An 18,521-nucleotide genomic window follows, 5' to 3' on the forward strand; every position below is an offset into this window, starting at 1 on the left:
TTGCCTAATGCGCCCGCGGCTCCTGCTCTGACCTGTGATTAAGTTCATTTTCATTTCATACTCAAACGATAGGCTAGTCCGCCAATTTTAAGATTTTACAATCTTGCAAACTATTTGCGTGGCCTCACAAAACTCGCCATACTGGGCACCTATGTTGGGGTTAAAATAACAATAAAGAACAGGGAATTGCCTATGGATAATGCGATTAAGACGCCAATCGAAATGTTGGCGCACTGGGCGAATACGCGTGGGGATGAAATCTATTTGCGCCAGCCCATCAAGGGTCAATACCTTGATTTCACGTGGAATGAAGTGCAAGAAAAAGTGCAGCAACTCGCGGGTGCACTGCGCCATTTAGGCCTAGAGCCGGGCGATAAGATTGCCGTGCTCTCTAAAAACTGTGCCGAATGGTTTATTACCGACCTCGCCCTGATGCACGGCGGCTATATCAGCGTTCCCATCTACCCCACCGCCAATACAGATACTATCCGCTATGTGTTGCAACATAGTGGTGCCAAAGCGATTTTCCTCGGCAAGCTCGACCACTGGGCCGATCAAGAAGCCGGCGTCGGCGGCGAATTACTCCGCCTTGCCATGCCCTATGAGACCATGCCGGCTCAATATCAATGGGAACAACTGCTCAAGATGGGCAACCCTCTGATTGAAGCGCCGTTACCTGAGCTTGATCAGACCATGACCCTGATTTACACCTCGGGCTCAACGGGCCAACCTAAGGGCGCGATTCAGACGTTTGCCAGCTATGGCTGGACTTGCCAAGCGGTGGTGCGCGATCTGCGTACCAATGGTAACGACAGATTATTGTCCTACTTACCTTTAGCCCATATTACCGAGCGCGTGGCGATCGAAGGCTCATCTTTTTATTCTGGCAGCACAGTCGCCTTCGTCGAAAGCTTAGACTCCTTCGTTGCCGATGTGCAGCGCGCTAAACCAACGGTATTTTTCTCGGTTCCGCGCCTGTGGAGCCTGTTCCAGAAGAACATTATCGACAAGATTGGTGTTGGTAAACTCAATCTACTGCTTAAAATTCCACTGATTAGCAGCCTAGTAAAACACAAGATCCACAAAGGGTTAGGACTCAACCATTGCCGCTTACTCGGCTCTGGCTCGGCGCCTATTCCGCCTTCACTCATTCATTGGTACCACAGCATTGGCTTGGATATTTGTGAAGCCTGGGGCATGACGGAAAACTGTGCTTACTCCATCATCAACTATCCCTTCGATGCGCGTAAAATTGGCACTGTGGGTAAACCTGTGCAGGATTGCCAAATCCGCCAGGGTGAAGACGGCGAACTGCTGCTGAAGAGTCCCGGCCTGATGACGGCCTATTATCTGCAACCCGAAGCGACAGCGGCGGCCTTCGATCCCGATGGTTTCTTCCATACTGGCGATCTCTGCGCTATCGACGCCGATGGTTGCGTGACAATTACTGGCCGCGTGAAGGACAACTTTAAAACCGCCAAGGGCAAATACGTCGCTCCAGTACCGATTGAACGTAAGCTCGCGCAGGATCCCCATGTGGAGCTGATTTGCGTCATTGGTTCCGGCCTGCCGCATCCCGTCGCGTTAGTGCAACTTTCCGAGGGCGCAACCTTACAAGCCCGCGAAGAAGTTCGCGCATCCTTAAAAGCGACACTCGATAGCGTGAACCCACATTTAGAATCCCATGAGCATGTGGATGCGATTGTGGTCGTGAACGAGCCTTGGACCATCGAAAACGATGTGTTAACTCCGACGCTGAAGATCAAACGCCATGTGCTGGAGAAGGCGTTTAGCGAACGTGTCGACGGTATTCGCGGCGCGCAAGTACGCTGGGAAGATGAGTTATCTGCAAAATAACCCATCGAATCTTGAAGTAATGACACTCACCTCTAAAGCACACCTTTTCGGTGTGCTTTTTTATGACATATTCTGTCAAAACGGTTAAAAAACACGTATCATGTGCGCCTGTCAGCGTAAGCTGATACACCTTAAATCAATTCACTCAATCAGGTTTAACAGAGTCTAAAATGCTCATTGCACTTTCAATTATCGGCGGCTTTATCATTTTAACCTTGGGCGCAGAAGCCTTAGTCCGTGGCGCAAGTTCGATCGCCCTACGTCTTGGCATCACGCCCCTCATCATCGGCTTAACCATTGTGGCCTTTGGTACCAGCGCGCCCGAACTTGCGGTGAGTGTAAAGTCAGCACTGGCGGGCAATAGCGGCATTGCACTGGGTAACGTGATTGGCTCTAACATTGCCAACATTGGTTTGATTTTGGCGATAACTGCGCTTATTCGCCCGATTCAAGTACAGTCACAAATGGTAAGACGGGATATCCCCTTGATGATCCTCGCCTCTATGCTGTTTTGGGGATTGTTATTTGATGGCGAACTCAGCCTGATTGACGGCGTGATCTTATTATCACTGCTTGTTGGCTACCTCGTATTCAGCTATTTCAGCTCGAAAAATACCACAGATGCCGACGGCGAGATCATCGAAGAAGGCCCTAAAAACCCATTACTATCAGTGGCATTTATTGTCGTGGGTATCAGCATGTTAGTCGGTGGCGGGATTTTATTTGTGAACGGCGCTGTCGATTTAGCCAAGGTATTTGGCGTGAGCGAAGTCATTATCGGCTTAACCATTGTCGCTATCGGCACCAGTATGCCAGAGTTAGTGACCTCTGTTTTAGCGGCGCTCAAAGGTGAGAGCGATATTGCTATCGGTAACGTGGTTGGCTCTAATCTATTCAATATTTTAGGTATTTTAGGTGTAACTGCGATTGTGCACCCAGTATCGGCACTAGGTTTCCAATCCTTCGACTTTATCGTGATGCTCGCCTTAGCCATGGTGATTTTACCCTTCGCTTGGTCAGGCCTGCGTATCGGTCGCCGTGAAGGTGCCACACTGCTTGTCGCTTACTTAGGTTACATGGTGTACCTCGTCAACCAAGCCAGCACCCAAGCGGTCGTATAACGCGCTGCGCCTCATCTTACAAAACACCGGAGCTTCTCCGGTGTTTTGCTTTTAGGCTTAAGACATGACATTTGTCATGCCCAATTGATGACCTTTGTGCCTGCACTCAGGCCAAGCTATTTCTGATAATGAAGCCGTTCCCAAGCAATGGGTTATCACTTCAATAAGGAAATACCATGAAAACACTCTTACTATTATCAAGTCTTGCCCTCGCCTGCACGCCGGTATTCGCCGCTTCCAACTCGAGCCTCAATATCGCAGAAGTAGACAAGGCGGCAAGCACCTTGAATATCGAAAAATTGCAACAACTCAGCACGACAATACAGGATTACGAAGCGGCTTATGCCAACTACCGCTTAGCCATCAGCGCCAATGTGATGGGACAAAAAAACTTAGCGGATCAGGCCTTAGCCTCAGCGCAAACCAGCTTAGAAACCCTCAATAATACCCAAGCCGATGCCGAATCCCTCGCGCTATTATCATCCGTGTATGGCATGCAAATAGCCTTGGACAACAGTAAAGGTGCCGAGCTTGGGATTAAATCCGCCAATGTCATCGCCCAAGCCGAACAGCTGGCACCGCTTAACCCGCGGGTGGCATTAGTGAAAGCAATTGCCGCCTATAATACGCCCGCCATGTTTGGTGGCAGCATGCAGCATGCAAAGACCCTCGCCAGCAGCGCCATTGAGCGGTTTAATCAACCTTGCGAGAACATTTGCTGGGGTGAGGCTGAGGCTTACACTTGGCGCGGACTCGCAAAACAGGAGTTAGGTGACGCCCAAGGGGCTATCGAAGATTGGCAACAGGCACTGCAAGTGGAAAAAGATTATGGTTGGGCTAAGTTTTTACTTCAACAAAATCAGCAAATAAGTGCAAAATAACCCCAGAACAGGCAAAAGGATTGGCTGACGTTTGCGGCCAATCCTGCCATCGGTAGCCAGCTATTGGCCTTAGGCGAAGCGTTATGACTCAACACTCAGTGCAAATAGAACAAAAAATCGCATGGGTTTACCTGATAAATTTGGCGTTTTATCTGATCCCGCTGTTTGTCACGCCCTATCCGAGCTGGCAAATAGGACTCATTTTAGCCGTACTTATTCCCTTTATTTACAGCTACTTTTGGGCCTATCGCTGCCATACTCGAGTGGCTTATCGACCCATCAGCGTCATGCTATTGTTGGCGATTGCCATCACCCCCATCAATCCTGGTTCTATTTCTTTCTTTACCTTTGCCAGTTTCTTTATTGGCTTCTTCTATCCGCTCAGGGTCAGCCTGTTAAGTTGGTTTGGGATTTTGGTTTTACTGTTCCTACTCAACCACTTTAGCCAGTTCAATAATCTGTATTTCCCAGTGTATGGCTCGGCGTTAGTTTTCGGCGTTGGCATGCTGGGGATTGCCGAGCAAAAACGTTATCAGCATAGATTGAAGGAGCGACAAAGCGCGCAGGAGATCAGCACCTTAGCGACCATGGTCGAACGGGAGCGCATCGCCAGAGACTTGCACGATATCATGGGACACAGTCTGTCATCGATTGCCCTAAAAGCTGAACTAGCGGAAAAACTGCTCGCCAAACAAGAATATCAATTAGCGACCACTCAGCTGCAGGAGCTAGGACAAATCGCCCGGGAGAGCTTGAGCCAAATTAGGCATACGGTCTCAGATTATAAACATAAAGGGCTGGCCAGCTGCGTCACTCAATTATGTAACACCCTAAGGGACAAGGGCATCGCAGTGGAGCTACTAGGCGAGTTACCCAAATTATCCGCCAGAGCAGAGAGTCAGCTCGGCTTAGTGCTCACTGAGCTGGTGAATAATATTCTGCGCCACAGCAGCGCCAGCCAATGTCGCATTCAGTTTCGCGAGCAGGCCGATAGCCTTATCGTCGATGTGCAAGATAACGCCCCAACAAGCCCTATTATCGAGGGTAACGGCCTAACAGGGATCCGCGAGCGGCTCGCTAGCCTTGGGGGACATTTAAGCTATGATCTTGAACAGGGATACGCCTTTAGCGTCAGTTTACCTTTGCAGGGAGCAACAGATTAATGCACATTCTTCTCGCGGAAGATCAGGCCATGGTACGCGGCGCGCTCGCAGCACTGTTAACCCTAGCGGGTGGTTTTACCATCACCCAAGCCAGCAATGGCGATGAAGCCTTAAGCCTGCTGAAACAACAACATTTCGATCTACTCCTGACGGATATCGAAATGCCAGGGCGCACCGGCCTGGAATTAGCGTCTTGGTTGAAAGAACAACATAGCCATACCAAGGTCGTGGTTATCACTACCTTTGGCCGCGCAGGTTACATCAAACGCGCCATTGAAGCGGGCGTAGGTGGTTTTTTACTGAAGGATGCGCCCTCGGAAACCTTAGTCAACGCCATCCAACAGGTGAGCGCGGGTAAGCGGGTTATCGATCCTGAGCTGGCAATCATGGCGATTGGCGATATCGATCCCCTCAATGATAAAGAGCGCCGCGCCCTACGTTTTGCCAGTGAAGGCAAATCCACCGCCGAGATAGCCGAGATGCTGTTTATTGCCGAAGGCACGGTACGTAACTATCTATCCGAAGCCATTGCCAAACTCAATGCGAGCAACCGAATCGATGCCGCCCGCATCGCCAAGCAAAAAGGTTGGTTATAGCCAACCTTTCAAAACGCTAATAATCATAAATGCAGTAAATGCGATCGAATTTGCCTAGCGCTAAATCCGCTTGGTGGATAATAAAATTCAACTGCATAGAGTGCTCACTATAGACGACTTTAAGCAGCACCAGATAATCTTCGGCATTACCGCCTAATTCAGCCGCGGCGTGGAGCTCCGGGGCTTTATAGCGGCTATCACCATGACCATTAATGCTGGCGATACCATTGTAATACGGCAGCGGCTGCTCGGGGACGAGCAATGCCTGCAAGTTGGATGACTGCCAGTCAGGTAGCGCAGACCATTGTGTTTGAGTAAGAATCTGACCGGGGATTAACCCGTGTTTATTCATTTTCATTAGATCAAAGAAATAGAGCTGATCTTGCCACTCTGGTACCAATTCATCATCTACAACCGCTAGGGCCTCCAGCACCATGGCTTGTTGCGGTTCTGGTAGCGCTTGTAAACGCGCCTTGGCTAACTTTAATAAATGCGGGTTGTCACTATTAACCATGTCAGTGGCTATCATCTTAATGCTGGCAATCCCCTGAAGTTGATAAGCCGCTTCATACTCATAGTTTGCACATATAGCATCGTCGAACTTAGGTTCGGCAATCGCTTTCCCAGAGTTAAGCTGCTGATCTTCAGCGACATAATAGACATGGCCGCGAAGCATTTCCGAGAATCTCCAGCGCTCCAAAAAGAACAACAATCGCCCTTCTCGAGGCAAGTAAGATTGAAACGCCTTCAGTTCGCTACAGTTGAGCTGTGCGATAAATTGCATGGGCACACGGAAGGCCTGCGCCGCCTCATCCCAGTCCCAATCTTGCGACCAACAATAATGCTCCTCGACATACTCGCGAGTGTGGTCGAATTCCTCAGCGTAAGCATCCAACATCTCCTCCCGTCCGACCAAAGTCACCGGATAATCCATACCATCAGGCAAATCCGGCAATCCACCCAATCGGCTGTTACCTAACTGGGTATAGTCTTCATTTGCGCAGGGATAGAGATCGACACTACTGCGAATAAACGCCGAGAGAACGTTAGCAAGCTTGGGGTCTTTAAACTGTGCCAGCTTTTGCTCAAGCAACCGCTGACGGATGGGGGAATTTTCTGCTAACAACATATCCATATTTACCTCACTGCTCCAATATGGGCTTTTTATCATTTCTATCAAATATTTGCTATCGCTTAACCGTTCAAGCTGCCAATGCTGTCACGCTAACGCTACCGCCTGAGTCAGCCGCTTGCGGCGCAGGCGGACAACGGCCATGTGAATTGAAAACCCTTAGGCGAATTACTGCTACACTCAAATTCTGCGCAAAAAGATCAACAAAAGGATTTGTTTATGGCGATAGCCTGCGTGCATACCCGAGCCAGTTGCGGTGTTGAGGCTCCAGAAGTCATCGTTGAAGTGCATCTCAGTAATGGTCTGCCCGCCTTTAATCTGGTGGGCTTACCCGAAGCCTCGGTCAAAGAAGCGCGTGAGCGCGTACGCAGCGCCTTGATTAATGCGGGATTTGAATTCCCCATGCGCCGGATAACGGTTAATCTCGCGCCGGCGGACTTACCCAAACAAGGGGGGCGTTATGATCTGCCCATTGCCATAGGCATTCTGGCGGCTTCGGAGCAAATCCCCGCCAGCAGCCTTAAAAATACCGAATTTGTCGGTGAGCTCGCGCTCTCCGGGCAGATACGCCATTGCCAAGGGTTACTGCCCGCCATCATTGCGGCTAAACGTCATAACAATCAGCTAATTCTTCCCTTAGAGAATCGCCACGATGCCGAGCTTGTGGGCTATCACAGCGTCTATTTTGCTTCCCATCTGCAAAGCTTAGCCGCGTTTCTCCACGGACAGGCGCCATTGCCTATGCTCGAGCAACAGCTCGAATGGATTAGCGATGAGGCGCCAACCACCCCGCCTTGCCTGAGCGACGTCATAGGCCAGTATCAAGCCAAACAAGCCCTCGAAATCGCCGCGGCCGGAAACCATAACCTATTGATGCTTGGCCCGCCGGGCACAGGCAAAACCATGTTAGCCAGCCGAATTATGGCCTTATTGCCCATACTCAATTACGAAGAGGCATTAGAGGTCGCCGCCATTCATTCGGTGGCGGGCATTAATATCAAACCGCAGGATTTTTTGAAGCGGCCATTTCGCGCGCCGCACCATACCAGTTCGTCCATCTCCTTGGTCGGCGGTGGCAGCATTCCTAAACCGGGGGAAATCTCCCTCGCCCATCGCGGGGTGTTGTTTTTGGATGAAGTCGCCGAGTTCCCCCGTAAGGTGCTCGATTGCCTGCGTGAACCCATGGAAACGGGCGAAGTAGTGATCTCCCGCGCCGCCGCTAAGTTAACCTTTTTGAGCCGCTTTCAGTTGATCGCCGCCATGAATCCCAGTCCCAGCGGCGATATTGAAGGGGCGAACCGCGCCACACCCGATCAGGTTCAGCGTTATCTCGCCAGACTGTCGGGGCCTTTCTTAGATAGGTTCGACCTCACCATCGAAGTCCCCAAACTCCCCGCGGGCACACTCACACAACCAACAAGTGCCAGCGAAACCAGTGATGAAATCGCTAAGCGAGTCAAACGCGCCCGCGATAGTCAACTGGCGCGAGCTGGCGTGCTCAACAGTGAACTCTCGGGAAAACAACTAAAACAATTCGGCGGCCTCAGCGACGCCGACTTAGGCTTTTTAGAGCAGAGTGTCGTCAAGCTTGGGTTATCCGTTCGCAGCTTTCATCGCATTCAACGTGTTGCCCGCACCATTGCCGATCTGGAGCAAGCCCCCAATACCGAACGGCGCCACCTCGCCCAAGCCTTAGGTTATCGCGCCATGGACAAGCTATTAGCTCGCTTATCCCAGCAGTATTGAGGCTCAAAATGTTAACAAATGCCCCGACCAGCTGCCGTAAGATTGAGCCAAACGCCGACACCGAGTAACATAGGCCTCCAATTTTTATCAGGAGGCACTAATGGGGACGCTGTTTTCACAATTAAAAGGCTGCATTGCCTTCTTAGGCTATGTCGTGAATACCTTGTTTTGGGTTATACCTATAGTGCTCGGCAGCCTGATAAAGCTTATCCCTCTGCCACCACTGAGAACGGCCATCAGCTACTTTCTCGACTTTTGCGCGAGTGCCTGGATCAGCGTCAATGGTGTGATTGAACGTGTGCTGCACCCAGTCGACGTCGAACTCACGGGTGACACCCAATTCTCGACCAAAGAATGGTATATGGTGATTGCTAACCATCAGTCTTGGGTAGATATTTTAATCCTGCAACGGGTGTTTAACCGCCGCATTCCCTTCCTGAAGTTCTTCCTCAAACAGGAACTGCTTTATGTACCAGTATTAGGACTGGCGTGGTGGGCATTGGACTTTCCCTTTATGCGCCGTTATAGCACGGCACAGCTGAAGAAAAATCCAAAGCTTAAAGGCAAAGATATTGAAATTACACGTAAAGCCTGCGCGAAATTTAAGACAAAACCCGTCAGTGTGATGAACTTTGTCGAGGGCACGCGCTTTACTAAGGCTAAACATAAAAAGCAAAACTCACAGTTCCAACATCTGTTAAAACCCAAAGCGGGCGGCATGGCCTTCGCGCTATCGGCGATGGGAGAACAGATCCACAAGTTAGTGGATGTTGCGATTTACTACCCGGGGCCAGTCCCTAGCTTTTGGGACTACCTGACAGGCAAGCTGCCAAAGGTTAAAGTACACATCAAAGTGAGTGATATCGCGCCGGACATGCGTGGCGACTACATGAATGACCGTGATTTCAAAATTGGCTTCCAAGAACAATTGAACGACATTTGGCTCGCTAAAGACCAAGTGCTCAGCCAACTGGCTGGCCAAGCGGACCAAGAAGTAAGGTAAAACCTCTATGTTGAATTTCCTTCCCGGCCCAGTGCTGTTTATTCTCAGTCTGAGCCTGCTGATCATTAACACCGCTCTTTGGGGAACCTTGGTTTGCCTCGGTGGTGTAGTGAAAATGCTGATGCCAGTCCCAAGTGCACGCAACGCCGTGACCGCACTGATGAACCGTTTTATGTGGGCATGGGCGAGCTGCAATGGTGGCATTTTATATTTGATTGCCAAAATCGAGTGGGATGTCCAAGGCCTCGAAGGATTGGATAAAAACGGCTGGTACTTGTTGATCAGTAACCACCTCAGTGGCTTTGATATTGCCGCGCAAACCTATCTGCTGCGTAACCATATCCCTATGCTGAAGTTCTTCCTCAAGAAAGAGCTGATCTATGTCCCCATTATGGGCCTAGGTTGCTGGGCGCTCGACATGCCCTTTATGGACAGAACCAGCCCGGCAAAACTCAAGAAAAATCCAAAGCTTAAGGGTAAAGATTTAGCCACCACTCGCCGCGCCTGTGAGAAGTTTAAAAATATGCCCACCTCGATCATTAACTATGTTGAGGGCAGCCGCTTTACCGAAGACAAGCGCCAGCGTCAGGATTCGCCTTACCGCCATTTACTCCGTCCTAAGGCGGGCGGTATTGCCTTTACCCTGTCGGCCATGGGTGAGCAATTTACCAATCTGTTGGATGTGACCTTAGTGTATCCCGATGCACCGGATGATGTGTTATTCGGCGTGATGAACGGCAAAGTGCATAAGATTGTAGTGCGAGTTCGCGCCTTACCTGTGCCGCAAGTCGATGCGACTCGCTACTTTGCCGAATCCGAGTACCGCGTCGAGTTTCAGCGTTGGTTAAACCAAATTTGGGTCGAGAAGGACGAGCAAATCGATGCGTTATTACTGCAACATCGACAGCTGACGGATAGCGCCACCAGCACCCACACACAGCTTCACTGATACAGATTTACGAATACAGCTTCACTAACGTAAAGTGAGTCGATAGCGGGTTAGGCTTACCTAGCCCGCTGATTCCGCCTCAAGCTGTGCCAACCTCGTTGCCGCTTGCGCTAATTCGGTTTCATTAAACACGCTCACACCCGCCGCCTGCAGTAATTCCGCCGTCATTCCCTGTCCTGCGATTAAACGTTTACTGAAAGTGCCATCATAAATATGTTGATTGCCACAGGAAGGACTACGCGCCTTTAAAATCGCAATCTTAATACCTTGATCCTGAGCCAGAACAAGCGCCTTTTGTGCTCCCAGCCTAAAGGCCGCTGTTACATCCTCCCCCTGCGCCGTTAGCACTGCCTCGCCGACACGTTCGGCCGCAGGCCTTGGTGTGGGTAATCCGCCCGCACATTCAGGACAAAACGCCACTATGCGGCCTTCTCGCTGCCATCGCTGCATCCACTCGTCTTGCAGCAGATTATGACCACCGTCATAACGTACCGCCTGCCCGAGCAAACAACTGCTAATGAGGATTTTCTCCATATTGTCCCCCTAATGCCTTAACCCCGAGAGCCTTAACCCTATGAGTGCCAACCAATACCTTCTCAGCATTGTACTCAATAAGTCGCAATGGGGTAAAAGCTGCGTTTTATAGCACTATCAGACATCACTCAACACCAAAATTGTCGACAATTATCAATTACAAAATAGAGAATAAAAAATAATCAAAATCAAAAAAACCACAAAACAATTAATAAATACAGCGATTAACATTATTTAAGCTAAATATATAGACTTACGTCTAAGTAAACACATTGTTGACAATAATCTTTAACGGGACTATTTTTTACCCATTGTCGACAATCCAGCAATCAACGAGTGATGCGAAGTATGTTGAAGCAAGAGACCATATTCCCCACAGATGACACCCCAAGCTCAGTGGCCCATGCCGCGACGAGCACAACGAATAAGGTGAAATCCCTCGCCAGCGAAAAATCGTCGACCACTTTAGCCGACCAAATTTTGGTGCAAATTCAAACCAGCATCATTAAGGGTGAACTGCCTGCTGGAAGTAAAATCAACGAGCAAGCTCTGGCCGAAAAATACGGCATCAGCCGCGGCCCTACCCGTGAAGCGCTGCAAACCCTTGAGAGACAACGCTTAGTCGTACGTGTACCGCATGTTGGCGCCCGCGTTGCCCAGCTCACAGTGAGTGAACTGAACGATCTCTACCAATTACGTAGTGTGCTCGAAGGTATGGCCTGTGAACTCGCCGCCAGCCGCATCACCCCTGAACAGCTTGCGAAGTTGCAAGACCTGCTCGCCGTACAAGAAGCGGCCTTAGCCAATGGCGACACCTATTTTCAGGAGGAAGGCGATGTCGACTTCCACTACCAAATCATTCAAGCCAGCGGCAATAAGCACCTGCAGGAAACCCTGATCGGTGGTCTCTACCACCTGCTGCGGATGTACCGCTACCAATGCACCAACCAGAATCGCCCAGTAAAAGCGATTGCCGAACATAGACGTATTGTCGAAGCCATCGCCCAACGAGACGGCGAATTAGCTGGGCTACTGATGCGCCGCCACATTGAGCAAGGCCGTAAAAATACCGAATTACGCTTGATTGAATTACAAGCCAATGCCGCCAGCTGATAGGCGGCAAAAGCAACTCACGATGCTCGCTGAGCGTCGATACAAATACTGATAAAGATAAGGACAAGACCATGACTCAAAGCGCCGGACTCCGTTTCCGCCAAGCCCTAGCCAATTCAAACCCCCTGCAAATCGTAGGTACCACTAACGCCTATTTCGCCCTGATGGCGGAGCAAACCGGTGTTCAAGCCCTGTACTTATCGGGCGCTGGCGTGGCGAACGCCTCCTACGGTTTACCGGATTTAGGCATGACCTCAATGAACGACGTGCTAATCGATGCGGGCCGTATTACCTCTGCAACCAAGCTGCCATTACTGGTCGATATCGACACAGGTTGGGGCGGCGCGTTTAACATCGCACGCACCATTAAAGAGTTTGAAAAAGTAGGCGTTGCCGCCGTTCACATGGAAGACCAAGTGTCGCAAAAACGCTGCGGCCACAGACCGAACAAAGCCGTGGTGAGCACAGAGGAAATGGTTGACCGTATCAAGGCTGCCGTCGATGCCCGTACCGATCCTAACTTTGTGATCATGGCGCGTACCGATGCGGTTGCCGTTGAAGGATTAGAAGCAGGTATCGAGCGTGCTAAGGCTTATATTGCTGCGGGTGCCGATATGATTTTCGCCGAAGCCTTAACTGAACTTGACCAATATCGCCACTTTAAAGCCCATGTTAACGCGCCGATCCTGGCGAACATGACCGAATTTGGCCAAACCCAGCTGTTCAACAAAGAAGAACTGGCTGAAGCTGGGGCCGACATGGTGCTGTACCCATTAAGTACTTTCCGCGCGGCCAACCAAGCTGCACTGAAAGTGATGCAAGCCTTGATGAATGACGGTCATCAACGCAACGTGGTCGACACCATGCAGACCCGTAAAGAGCTGTACCAATACTTGGGCTACCACGCCTTTGAAGACAAGTTAGATCAACTGTTTAGCCAAGATAAGTAAGGCGGCTAAAGCCTCTCATACTGAGGCAACTGAACAGCAAGAAAGAGACAATGGATGGTCAGTAGAAGCTCAAGCTTCATGTAGTTACTGATACCCAGATGGATTGCCACTGTTATTTTATGACCTCAAAGGACAGGCAACCATCACCGCAATGCTGCAACCCTACAGAGGCAGGAACACCCGCCCAGATTGCAGCTTTAACCCATAAAGAGGGCCAGCGTTAAACGCGCACCCGCAATAATCACATAGAGTTAACGGAAGGGAAGGATTATGTCAGACGCAAAAAAATTATCAGGTGCTGGTTTACGTGGACAAAGCGCGGGTGAAACCGCATTAAGTACAGTCGGTGTATCGGGCAGCGGCCTGACCTACCGCGGTTACGATGTAAAGGATCTGGCTGAAAACGCGACCTTCGAAGAAGTCGCTCACCTCATCCTTTACGGCGAACTGCCAACCACTGCACAACTCGAAGCCTATAAAACCAAATTAAAAGGCATGCGCGGCCTGCCGCAAGCATTAAAAGAAGTGTTGGAACGCATTCCAGCCGACGCCCATCCAATGGATGTAATGCGTACCGGTTGTTCTATGCTGGGTAACCTTGAAGCCGAGCACAGCTTTAACGAGCAAAGCGCCATTGCCGACCGTTTACTGGCGGCGTTCCCATCGATCATCTGCTACTGGTATCGCTTTAGCCACGATGGCGTGCGTATCGAGACTGAAACTAACGACGAGCAAATCGGTGCCCACTTCCTGCACCTGCTGCATGGCAAAGCGCCATCGGCACTGCACGCTAAGGTGATGGATGTATCGTTAATTCTGTATGCAGAGCATGAGTTTAACGCTTCTACCTTTACCGCCCGTGTGTGTGCATCAACCCTGTCGGATATGCATTCCTGTGTGACTGGTGCTATCGGTTCACTGCGTGGCCCGCTGCACGGCGGCGCTAACGAAGCGGCGATGGAACTGATCCAAGACATGAAAGACGAAGCCGATGCCCGTGATGTGCTGATGGGTAAACTCGAGCGTAAAGAGAAGATCATGGGCTTTGGCCACGCCATCTACCGTGAATCGGATCCACGTAACGCCATCATTAAAGAATGGTCAGAGAAACTGGCTGCCGACTTCGGTGACGATCGCCTCTACCGCGTATCAGTCGCCTGTGAAGAACTGATGTGGGAACAGAAAAAACTCTTCTGTAACGCTGACTTCTTCCACGCCAGCGCTTACCACTTCATGGGCATTCCAACTAAGTTATTTACCCCGATCTTCGTATGTTCGCGTGTAACGGGTTGGACTGCACACGTGATGGAGCAACGCTCAAATAACCGCATTATTCGCCCAAGTGCTGATTATGTGGGTGTGGCGTTACGTAAAGTCGTGCCAATTTCGGACCGTTAATCGATACAACAGAAACTGGCGCCTAGGCGTCAGTTTCAATATAAGCCCCTGGCGTAAATATTCTGCAAACACAAATACTTACGCTCTGAAGCAATAAAAACTGAAGTAATAGGTTAGGTTATGACCACAGCCATGAATACCTTATATCGCAAGCCCTTACCAGGCACAGCGCTCGACTATTTCGACACCCGTGAAGCCGTTGAAGCCATCAGCCCCGGCGCCTACGCGAAACTGCCCTACACCTCTCGAGTACTCGCTGAAAACTTAGTCCGTCGCTGCGAGCCAGAGGCGCTCACCGCCTCACTAAAACAAATTATTGAATCAAAACAAGAACTGGATTTCCCTTGGTTCCCAGCCCGCGTCGTGTGCCACGATATTTTGGGCCAAACTGCGCTGGTTGATCTTGCGGGTCTGCGTGATGCGATTGCCGCTAAGGGTGGCGATCCAGCGCAGGTTAACCCTGTGGTGCCAACGCAGCTGATTGTTGACCACTCGCTGGCAGTGGAATACGGCGGCTTCGATAAGGACGCCTTTGCAAAAAACCGCGCCATCGAAGACAGACGCAACGAAGACAGGTTCCACTTTATCAACTGGACGCAAAAAGCCTTTAAAAACATTGATGTTATCCCACAGGGTAACGGCATCATGCACCAAATTAACCTAGAACGTATGTCACCTGTGGTACATGCGCGCGATGGCGTTGCCTTCCCAGATACCTTAGTGGGCACCGACAGTCACACGCCACACGTAGATGCGCTGGGCGTTATCGCTATTGGTGTGGGTGGACTCGAAGCCGAAAGCGTAATGTTAGGCCGCGCCTCTTATATGCGTCTGCCAGACATTATCGGCGTTGAGTTAACGGGCAAACCGCAGCCTGGCATTACTGCCACCGATATCGTTTTAGCCCTGACCGAATTCCTGCGTAAGGAAAAAGTGGTTTCATCCTACTTAGAGTTCTTCGGTGAAGGCGCAGAGGCCTTAACACTCGGCGATCGCGCAACTATCTCTAACATGACCCCTGAATTTGGCGCCACCGCCGCCATGTTCTACATCGACCAACAAACGCTGGACTACTTAACCCTGACGGGCCGTAGCGACGAGCAAGTTAAATTGGTTGAGACCTATGCGAAGACAACTGGTTTGTGGAGCGATGATCTTAAACATGCAGAATACCCACGTACCCTGCACTTTGATCTGTCATCGGTAGTGCGCACTATCGCAGGCCCTTCTAACCCACACGCCCGCGTGCCAACCTCTGAGCTTGCCGCACGCGGCATCAGCGGCGTGGTTGAAAACGAACCCGGCCTAATGCCAGATGGCGCAGTGATTATTGCCGCTATCACCAGCTGCACCAACACCAGTAACCCACGCAACGTGATTGCGGCGGGCCTACTGGCACGCAACGCCAATGCCAAGGGCTTAAGCCGTAAACCTTGGGTTAAGAGCTCTTTAGCCCCCGGCTCTAAAGCAGTGCAACTGTATTTAGAAGAAGCCAATTTGCTGCCAGAACTTGAATCCCTAGGCTTCGGTATCGTCGGTTTTGCCTGTACTACCTGTAACGGCATGAGCGGCGCGCTCGACCCTGTTATCCAGCAGGAAGTGATTGACCGCGACCTTTACGCCACCGCCGTGTTATCTGGTAACCGTAACTTCGACGGTCGTATCCATCCTTATGCTAAGCAAGCCTTCCTCGCATCCCCGCCGTTAGTGGTGGCCTATGCGATCGCAGGTACCATCCGCTTCGATATCGAGAAGGATGTGTTAGGTCACGATAAAGACGGCAACCCAGTTCGCCTCATCGACATTTGGCCAAGCGACGCTGAAATCGATGCCGTGATAGCGAAAAGCGTTAAGCCGGAGCAGTTCCGCAAAGTCTACGAGCCGATGTTTGATCTAAGCGTCGACTACGGCGATAAGGTCACGCCACTGTACGACTGGCGTCCACAATCGACCTATATCCGCCGACCACCTTACTGGGAAGGCGCATTAGCGGGCGAGCGTACCCTCAAGGGCATGCGTCCTCTAGCCGTATTAGGCGACAACATCACCACCGACCATTTATCGCCATCGAACGCGATTATGATGGACAGTGCGGCGGGTGAATACCTGCATAAGATGGGTCTGCCAGAGGAAGATTTTAACTCCTATGCCACCCACAGGGGCGACCACTTAACCGCCCAGCGCGCGACCTTTGCCAACCCTAAACTTAAAAACGAGATGGCGATAGTCGATGGTAAGGTGAAACAGGGCTCACTGGCGCGTATCGAACCAGAAGGTCAAGTGACTCGTATGTGGGAAGCTATTGAAACCTATATGGATCGTAAGCAGCCGCTGATCATTATCGCCGGCGCCGACTATGGTCAGGGATCATCCCGTGACTGGGCCGCCAAGGGCGTGCGTTTAGCGGGCGTTGAGGCCATTGTTGCCGAAGGCTTCGAGCGTATTCACCGCACTAACTTAGTGGGTATGGGTGTATTACCGCTGGAATTCAAAGCGGGCGAGAATCGCGCGACCTACGGCATCGATGGTACTGAAGTGTTTGACGTTTATGGTGACATAGCACCACGTGCAGATCTGACTGTGATCATCACCCGTAAAAACGGTGAGCGTGTCGAAGTGCCAGTGACCTGCCGTTTAGATACCGCAGAAGAAGTGTCTATCTACTCGGCTGGCGGCGTGCTGCAACGTTTTGCGCAGGACTTTTTAGAGTCAAATCTGAAGTAAGACTCGCGCTAAAAGGCGGCAATGCCGACAAGCTTGCCGCCTATATCAACGCTAACCTTTTCGCTATTCCCCTTGGAGTTAATAGCATGAGCAAGAATCCGTTTCCGCCCCAGATTAAAGTAGCCGCAACTTATATGCGCGGCGGTACCAGCAAAGGGGTGTTTTTCCGTTTACAGGACTTACCTGAGGCGGCCCAAGTACCCGGCCCAGCTCGAGATGCCCTGCTGCTGCGCGTGATTGGCAGCCCAGATCCCTATGGTAAACAGATTGATGGTATGGGCGGCGCTACCTCAAGCACCAGCAAAACCGTGATTCTGTCTAAAAGCACCCAAGCAGACCACGATGTTGACTATCTATTCGGCCAAGTATCAATCGACAAACCCTTTGTGGATTGGAGCGGAAATTGTGGCAACTTAACCGCCGCCGTCGGCGCCTTTGCCATTAGCAATGGCCTGATTGATGCCGAGCGCATCCCGCAAAACGGTATCTGTACCGTGCGTATTTGGCAGGCCAATATCGCTAAAACCATTATTGCCCACGTCCCTATCACCAATGGTGAAGTGCAGGAGACTGGTGATTTTGAGCTCGATGGCGTGACTTTCCCCGCCGCCGAAGTGCAAATCGAATTTATGAATCCCGCAGCCGATGAAGACGGAGATGGTGGCAGCATGTTCCCCACGGGTAACTTAGTGGATGTGCTCGAAGTACCGGGCGTTGGCAGCTTTAAGGCGACCATGATTAACGCGGGCATCCCGACCATCTTTATCAATGCCGAAGACTTAGGTTACACGGGCACTGAGCTGCAGGACGATATCAACAGCGATAACACCGCCCTTGCCAAGTTTGAAACCATTCGCGCCCATGGCGCGGTGCGTATGGGGCTAATCAAGCATATTGATGAAGCGGCCGCACGCCAACACACGCCAAAGGTAGCGTTTGTGGCTAAGCCGAAAAGCTATGTTTCATCGAGTGGTAAAGCTGTCGCAGCAGAGGAAATCGACCTGCTGGTTCGCGCCCTTTCCATGGGTAAATTACACCATGCGATGATGGGCACGGCTGCTGTGGCGATTGGCACAGCGGCGGCGATTCCTGGCACTTTAGTGAATCTCGCGGCAGGCGGTGGTGAAAAAGAAGCAGTGCGCTTTGGTCACCCATCAGGCACCCTTCGCGTCGGCGCGCAGGCCATGCAAACAAACGGCGAATGGACTGTCGTCAAAGCCATTATGAGCCGCAGTGCCCGCGTGCTAATGGAAGGCTTTGTTCGCGTACCTACGGCTTAAGCCAAGAAAAGAGTTCAACCAAAGACCTTGCTTCTCCCCCTTCCGGCAAGGTCTTTTTTTATTTGTCTCATCGT

General features: G+C 51.0%; 15 protein-coding genes. 13 read left to right on the plus strand and 2 right to left on the minus strand.

Annotation, left to right across the window (positions count from 1 at the left end):
* The first annotated feature begins 192 nt into the window (after window positions 1-192).
* The 5 genes from K0H60_RS19115 (at window position 193) to K0H60_RS19135 (ending at window position 5,618) form a co-directional block, all read left to right on the plus strand.
* A complete protein-coding gene (locus K0H60_RS19115; RefSeq protein ID WP_220056719.1) occupies window positions 193-1,857 on the plus strand; it encodes an AMP-binding protein in 1,665 nt (554 codons plus the stop codon).
* 170 nt (window positions 1,858-2,027) lie between these two features.
* Window positions 2,028-2,978: a calcium/sodium antiporter gene (locus tag K0H60_RS19120; RefSeq protein WP_220056720.1), complete on the plus strand. Its 951-nt coding sequence runs from the start codon at window positions 2,028-2,030 to the stop codon at window positions 2,976-2,978.
* Window positions 2,979-3,154: 176 nt separating this feature from the next.
* The gene (locus K0H60_RS19125) at window positions 3,155-3,859 is read left to right on the plus strand and encodes a tetratricopeptide repeat protein (protein WP_220056721.1); all 705 of its coding nucleotides are present in this window, start codon (window positions 3,155-3,157) and stop codon (window positions 3,857-3,859) included.
* An 83-nt stretch (window positions 3,860-3,942) separates the two neighbouring features.
* Complete coding sequence (locus K0H60_RS19130; RefSeq protein WP_220056722.1) at window positions 3,943-5,022, plus strand: sensor histidine kinase; 1,080 nt, start codon at window positions 3,943-3,945, stop codon at window positions 5,020-5,022.
* A complete protein-coding gene (locus K0H60_RS19135; protein ID WP_220056723.1) occupies window positions 5,022-5,618 on the plus strand; it encodes a response regulator transcription factor in 597 nt (198 codons plus the stop codon). The genes K0H60_RS19130 and K0H60_RS19135 overlap by 1 nt, the downstream gene beginning before the upstream one ends.
* A 16-nt stretch (window positions 5,619-5,634) precedes the next feature.
* On the opposite strand, the gene K0H60_RS19140 is transcribed toward K0H60_RS19135, so the two are convergent.
* On the minus strand, window positions 5,635-6,753 hold the full coding sequence (locus tag K0H60_RS19140; protein WP_220056724.1) for a DUF1963 domain-containing protein: 1,119 nt from the start codon (window positions 6,751-6,753) through the stop codon (window positions 5,635-5,637).
* Between the two features lie 216 nt (window positions 6,754-6,969).
* Here K0H60_RS19140 and K0H60_RS19145 point away from each other — a divergent pair, with 216 nt between their 5' ends.
* From K0H60_RS19145 to yihG (K0H60_RS19155), 3 genes are all read left to right on the plus strand, one after another.
* Window positions 6,970-8,496: a YifB family Mg chelatase-like AAA ATPase gene (locus K0H60_RS19145; protein ID WP_220056725.1), complete on the plus strand. Its 1,527-nt coding sequence runs from the start codon at window positions 6,970-6,972 to the stop codon at window positions 8,494-8,496.
* A gap of 100 nt (window positions 8,497-8,596) precedes the next feature.
* Window positions 8,597-9,499 carry a 1-acylglycerol-3-phosphate O-acyltransferase, YihG family gene (gene yihG, locus K0H60_RS19150; RefSeq protein WP_088212274.1) on the plus strand — a complete coding sequence of 301 codons (903 nt, stop codon included), beginning with the start codon at window positions 8,597-8,599 and terminating at the stop codon, window positions 9,497-9,499.
* Between the two features lie 7 nt (window positions 9,500-9,506).
* Entirely contained in the window at window positions 9,507-10,448 is a 942-nt protein-coding gene (yihG, locus tag K0H60_RS19155) for a 1-acylglycerol-3-phosphate O-acyltransferase, YihG family (RefSeq protein ID WP_220056726.1), read from the plus strand.
* A 60-nt stretch (window positions 10,449-10,508) separates the two neighbouring features.
* On the opposite strand, the gene K0H60_RS19160 is transcribed toward yihG (K0H60_RS19155), so the two are convergent.
* A complete protein-coding gene (locus K0H60_RS19160; RefSeq protein ID WP_220056727.1) occupies window positions 10,509-10,982 on the minus strand; it encodes a 2-thiouracil desulfurase family protein in 474 nt (157 codons plus the stop codon).
* Window positions 10,983-11,330: 348 nt separating this feature from the next.
* On the opposite strand from K0H60_RS19160, the gene K0H60_RS19165 reads away from it, so the two are divergent.
* From K0H60_RS19165 to prpF, 5 genes are all read left to right on the plus strand, one after another.
* Entirely contained in the window at window positions 11,331-12,095 is a 765-nt protein-coding gene (locus K0H60_RS19165; protein ID WP_220056728.1) for a GntR family transcriptional regulator, read from the plus strand.
* Between the two features lie 71 nt (window positions 12,096-12,166).
* Window positions 12,167-13,045 carry a methylisocitrate lyase gene (prpB, locus tag K0H60_RS19170; RefSeq protein ID WP_220056729.1) on the plus strand — a complete coding sequence of 293 codons (879 nt, stop codon included), beginning with the start codon at window positions 12,167-12,169 and terminating at the stop codon, window positions 13,043-13,045.
* Window positions 13,046-13,315: 270 nt separating this feature from the next.
* On the plus strand, window positions 13,316-14,443 hold the full coding sequence (prpC, locus tag K0H60_RS19175; RefSeq protein ID WP_220056730.1) for a bifunctional 2-methylcitrate synthase/citrate synthase: 1,128 nt from the start codon (window positions 13,316-13,318) through the stop codon (window positions 14,441-14,443).
* A 120-nt stretch (window positions 14,444-14,563) separates the two neighbouring features.
* Complete coding sequence (gene acnD, locus K0H60_RS19180) at window positions 14,564-17,167, plus strand: Fe/S-dependent 2-methylisocitrate dehydratase AcnD (RefSeq protein ID WP_220056731.1); 2,604 nt, start codon at window positions 14,564-14,566, stop codon at window positions 17,165-17,167.
* A gap of 86 nt (window positions 17,168-17,253) precedes the next feature.
* The gene (gene prpF, locus K0H60_RS19185; protein WP_220056732.1) at window positions 17,254-18,447 is read left to right on the plus strand and encodes a 2-methylaconitate cis-trans isomerase PrpF; all 1,194 of its coding nucleotides are present in this window, start codon (window positions 17,254-17,256) and stop codon (window positions 18,445-18,447) included.
* Window positions 18,448-18,521: the final 74 nt, after the last annotated feature.

The sequence above is a fragment of the Shewanella mangrovisoli genome, assembly GCF_019457635.1.
In the GTDB taxonomy this organism is placed as follows: Bacteria; Pseudomonadota; Gammaproteobacteria; order Enterobacterales; family Shewanellaceae; genus Shewanella; species Shewanella mangrovisoli.

Bases quoted from the DNA above. Each gene is read 5' to 3' on its own strand.
- K0H60_RS19115 (WP_220056719.1), top strand. From the start codon at position 193: ATGGATAATGCGATTAAGACGCCAATCGAAATGTTGGCGCACTGGGCG.
- K0H60_RS19120 (WP_220056720.1), top strand. From the start codon at position 2,028: ATGCTCATTGCACTTTCAATTATCGGCGGCTTTATCATTTTAACCTTG.
- K0H60_RS19125 (WP_220056721.1), top strand. From the start codon at position 3,155: ATGAAAACACTCTTACTATTATCAAGTCTTGCCCTCGCCTGCACGCCG.
- K0H60_RS19130 (WP_220056722.1), top strand. From the start codon at position 3,943: ATGACTCAACACTCAGTGCAAATAGAACAAAAAATCGCATGGGTTTAC.
- K0H60_RS19135 (WP_220056723.1), top strand. From the start codon at position 5,022: ATGCACATTCTTCTCGCGGAAGATCAGGCCATGGTACGCGGCGCGCTC.
- K0H60_RS19140 (WP_220056724.1), bottom strand. From the start codon at position 6,753: ATGGATATGTTGTTAGCAGAAAATTCCCCCATCCGTCAGCGGTTGCTT.
- K0H60_RS19145 (WP_220056725.1), top strand. From the start codon at position 6,970: ATGGCGATAGCCTGCGTGCATACCCGAGCCAGTTGCGGTGTTGAGGCT.
- yihG (WP_088212274.1), top strand. From the start codon at position 8,597: ATGGGGACGCTGTTTTCACAATTAAAAGGCTGCATTGCCTTCTTAGGC.
- yihG (WP_220056726.1), top strand. From the start codon at position 9,507: ATGTTGAATTTCCTTCCCGGCCCAGTGCTGTTTATTCTCAGTCTGAGC.
- K0H60_RS19160 (WP_220056727.1), bottom strand. From the start codon at position 10,982: ATGGAGAAAATCCTCATTAGCAGTTGTTTGCTCGGGCAGGCGGTACGT.
- K0H60_RS19165 (WP_220056728.1), top strand. From the start codon at position 11,331: ATGTTGAAGCAAGAGACCATATTCCCCACAGATGACACCCCAAGCTCA.
- prpB (WP_220056729.1), top strand. From the start codon at position 12,167: ATGACTCAAAGCGCCGGACTCCGTTTCCGCCAAGCCCTAGCCAATTCA.
- prpC (WP_220056730.1), top strand. From the start codon at position 13,316: ATGTCAGACGCAAAAAAATTATCAGGTGCTGGTTTACGTGGACAAAGC.
- acnD (WP_220056731.1), top strand. From the start codon at position 14,564: ATGACCACAGCCATGAATACCTTATATCGCAAGCCCTTACCAGGCACA.
- prpF (WP_220056732.1), top strand. From the start codon at position 17,254: ATGAGCAAGAATCCGTTTCCGCCCCAGATTAAAGTAGCCGCAACTTAT.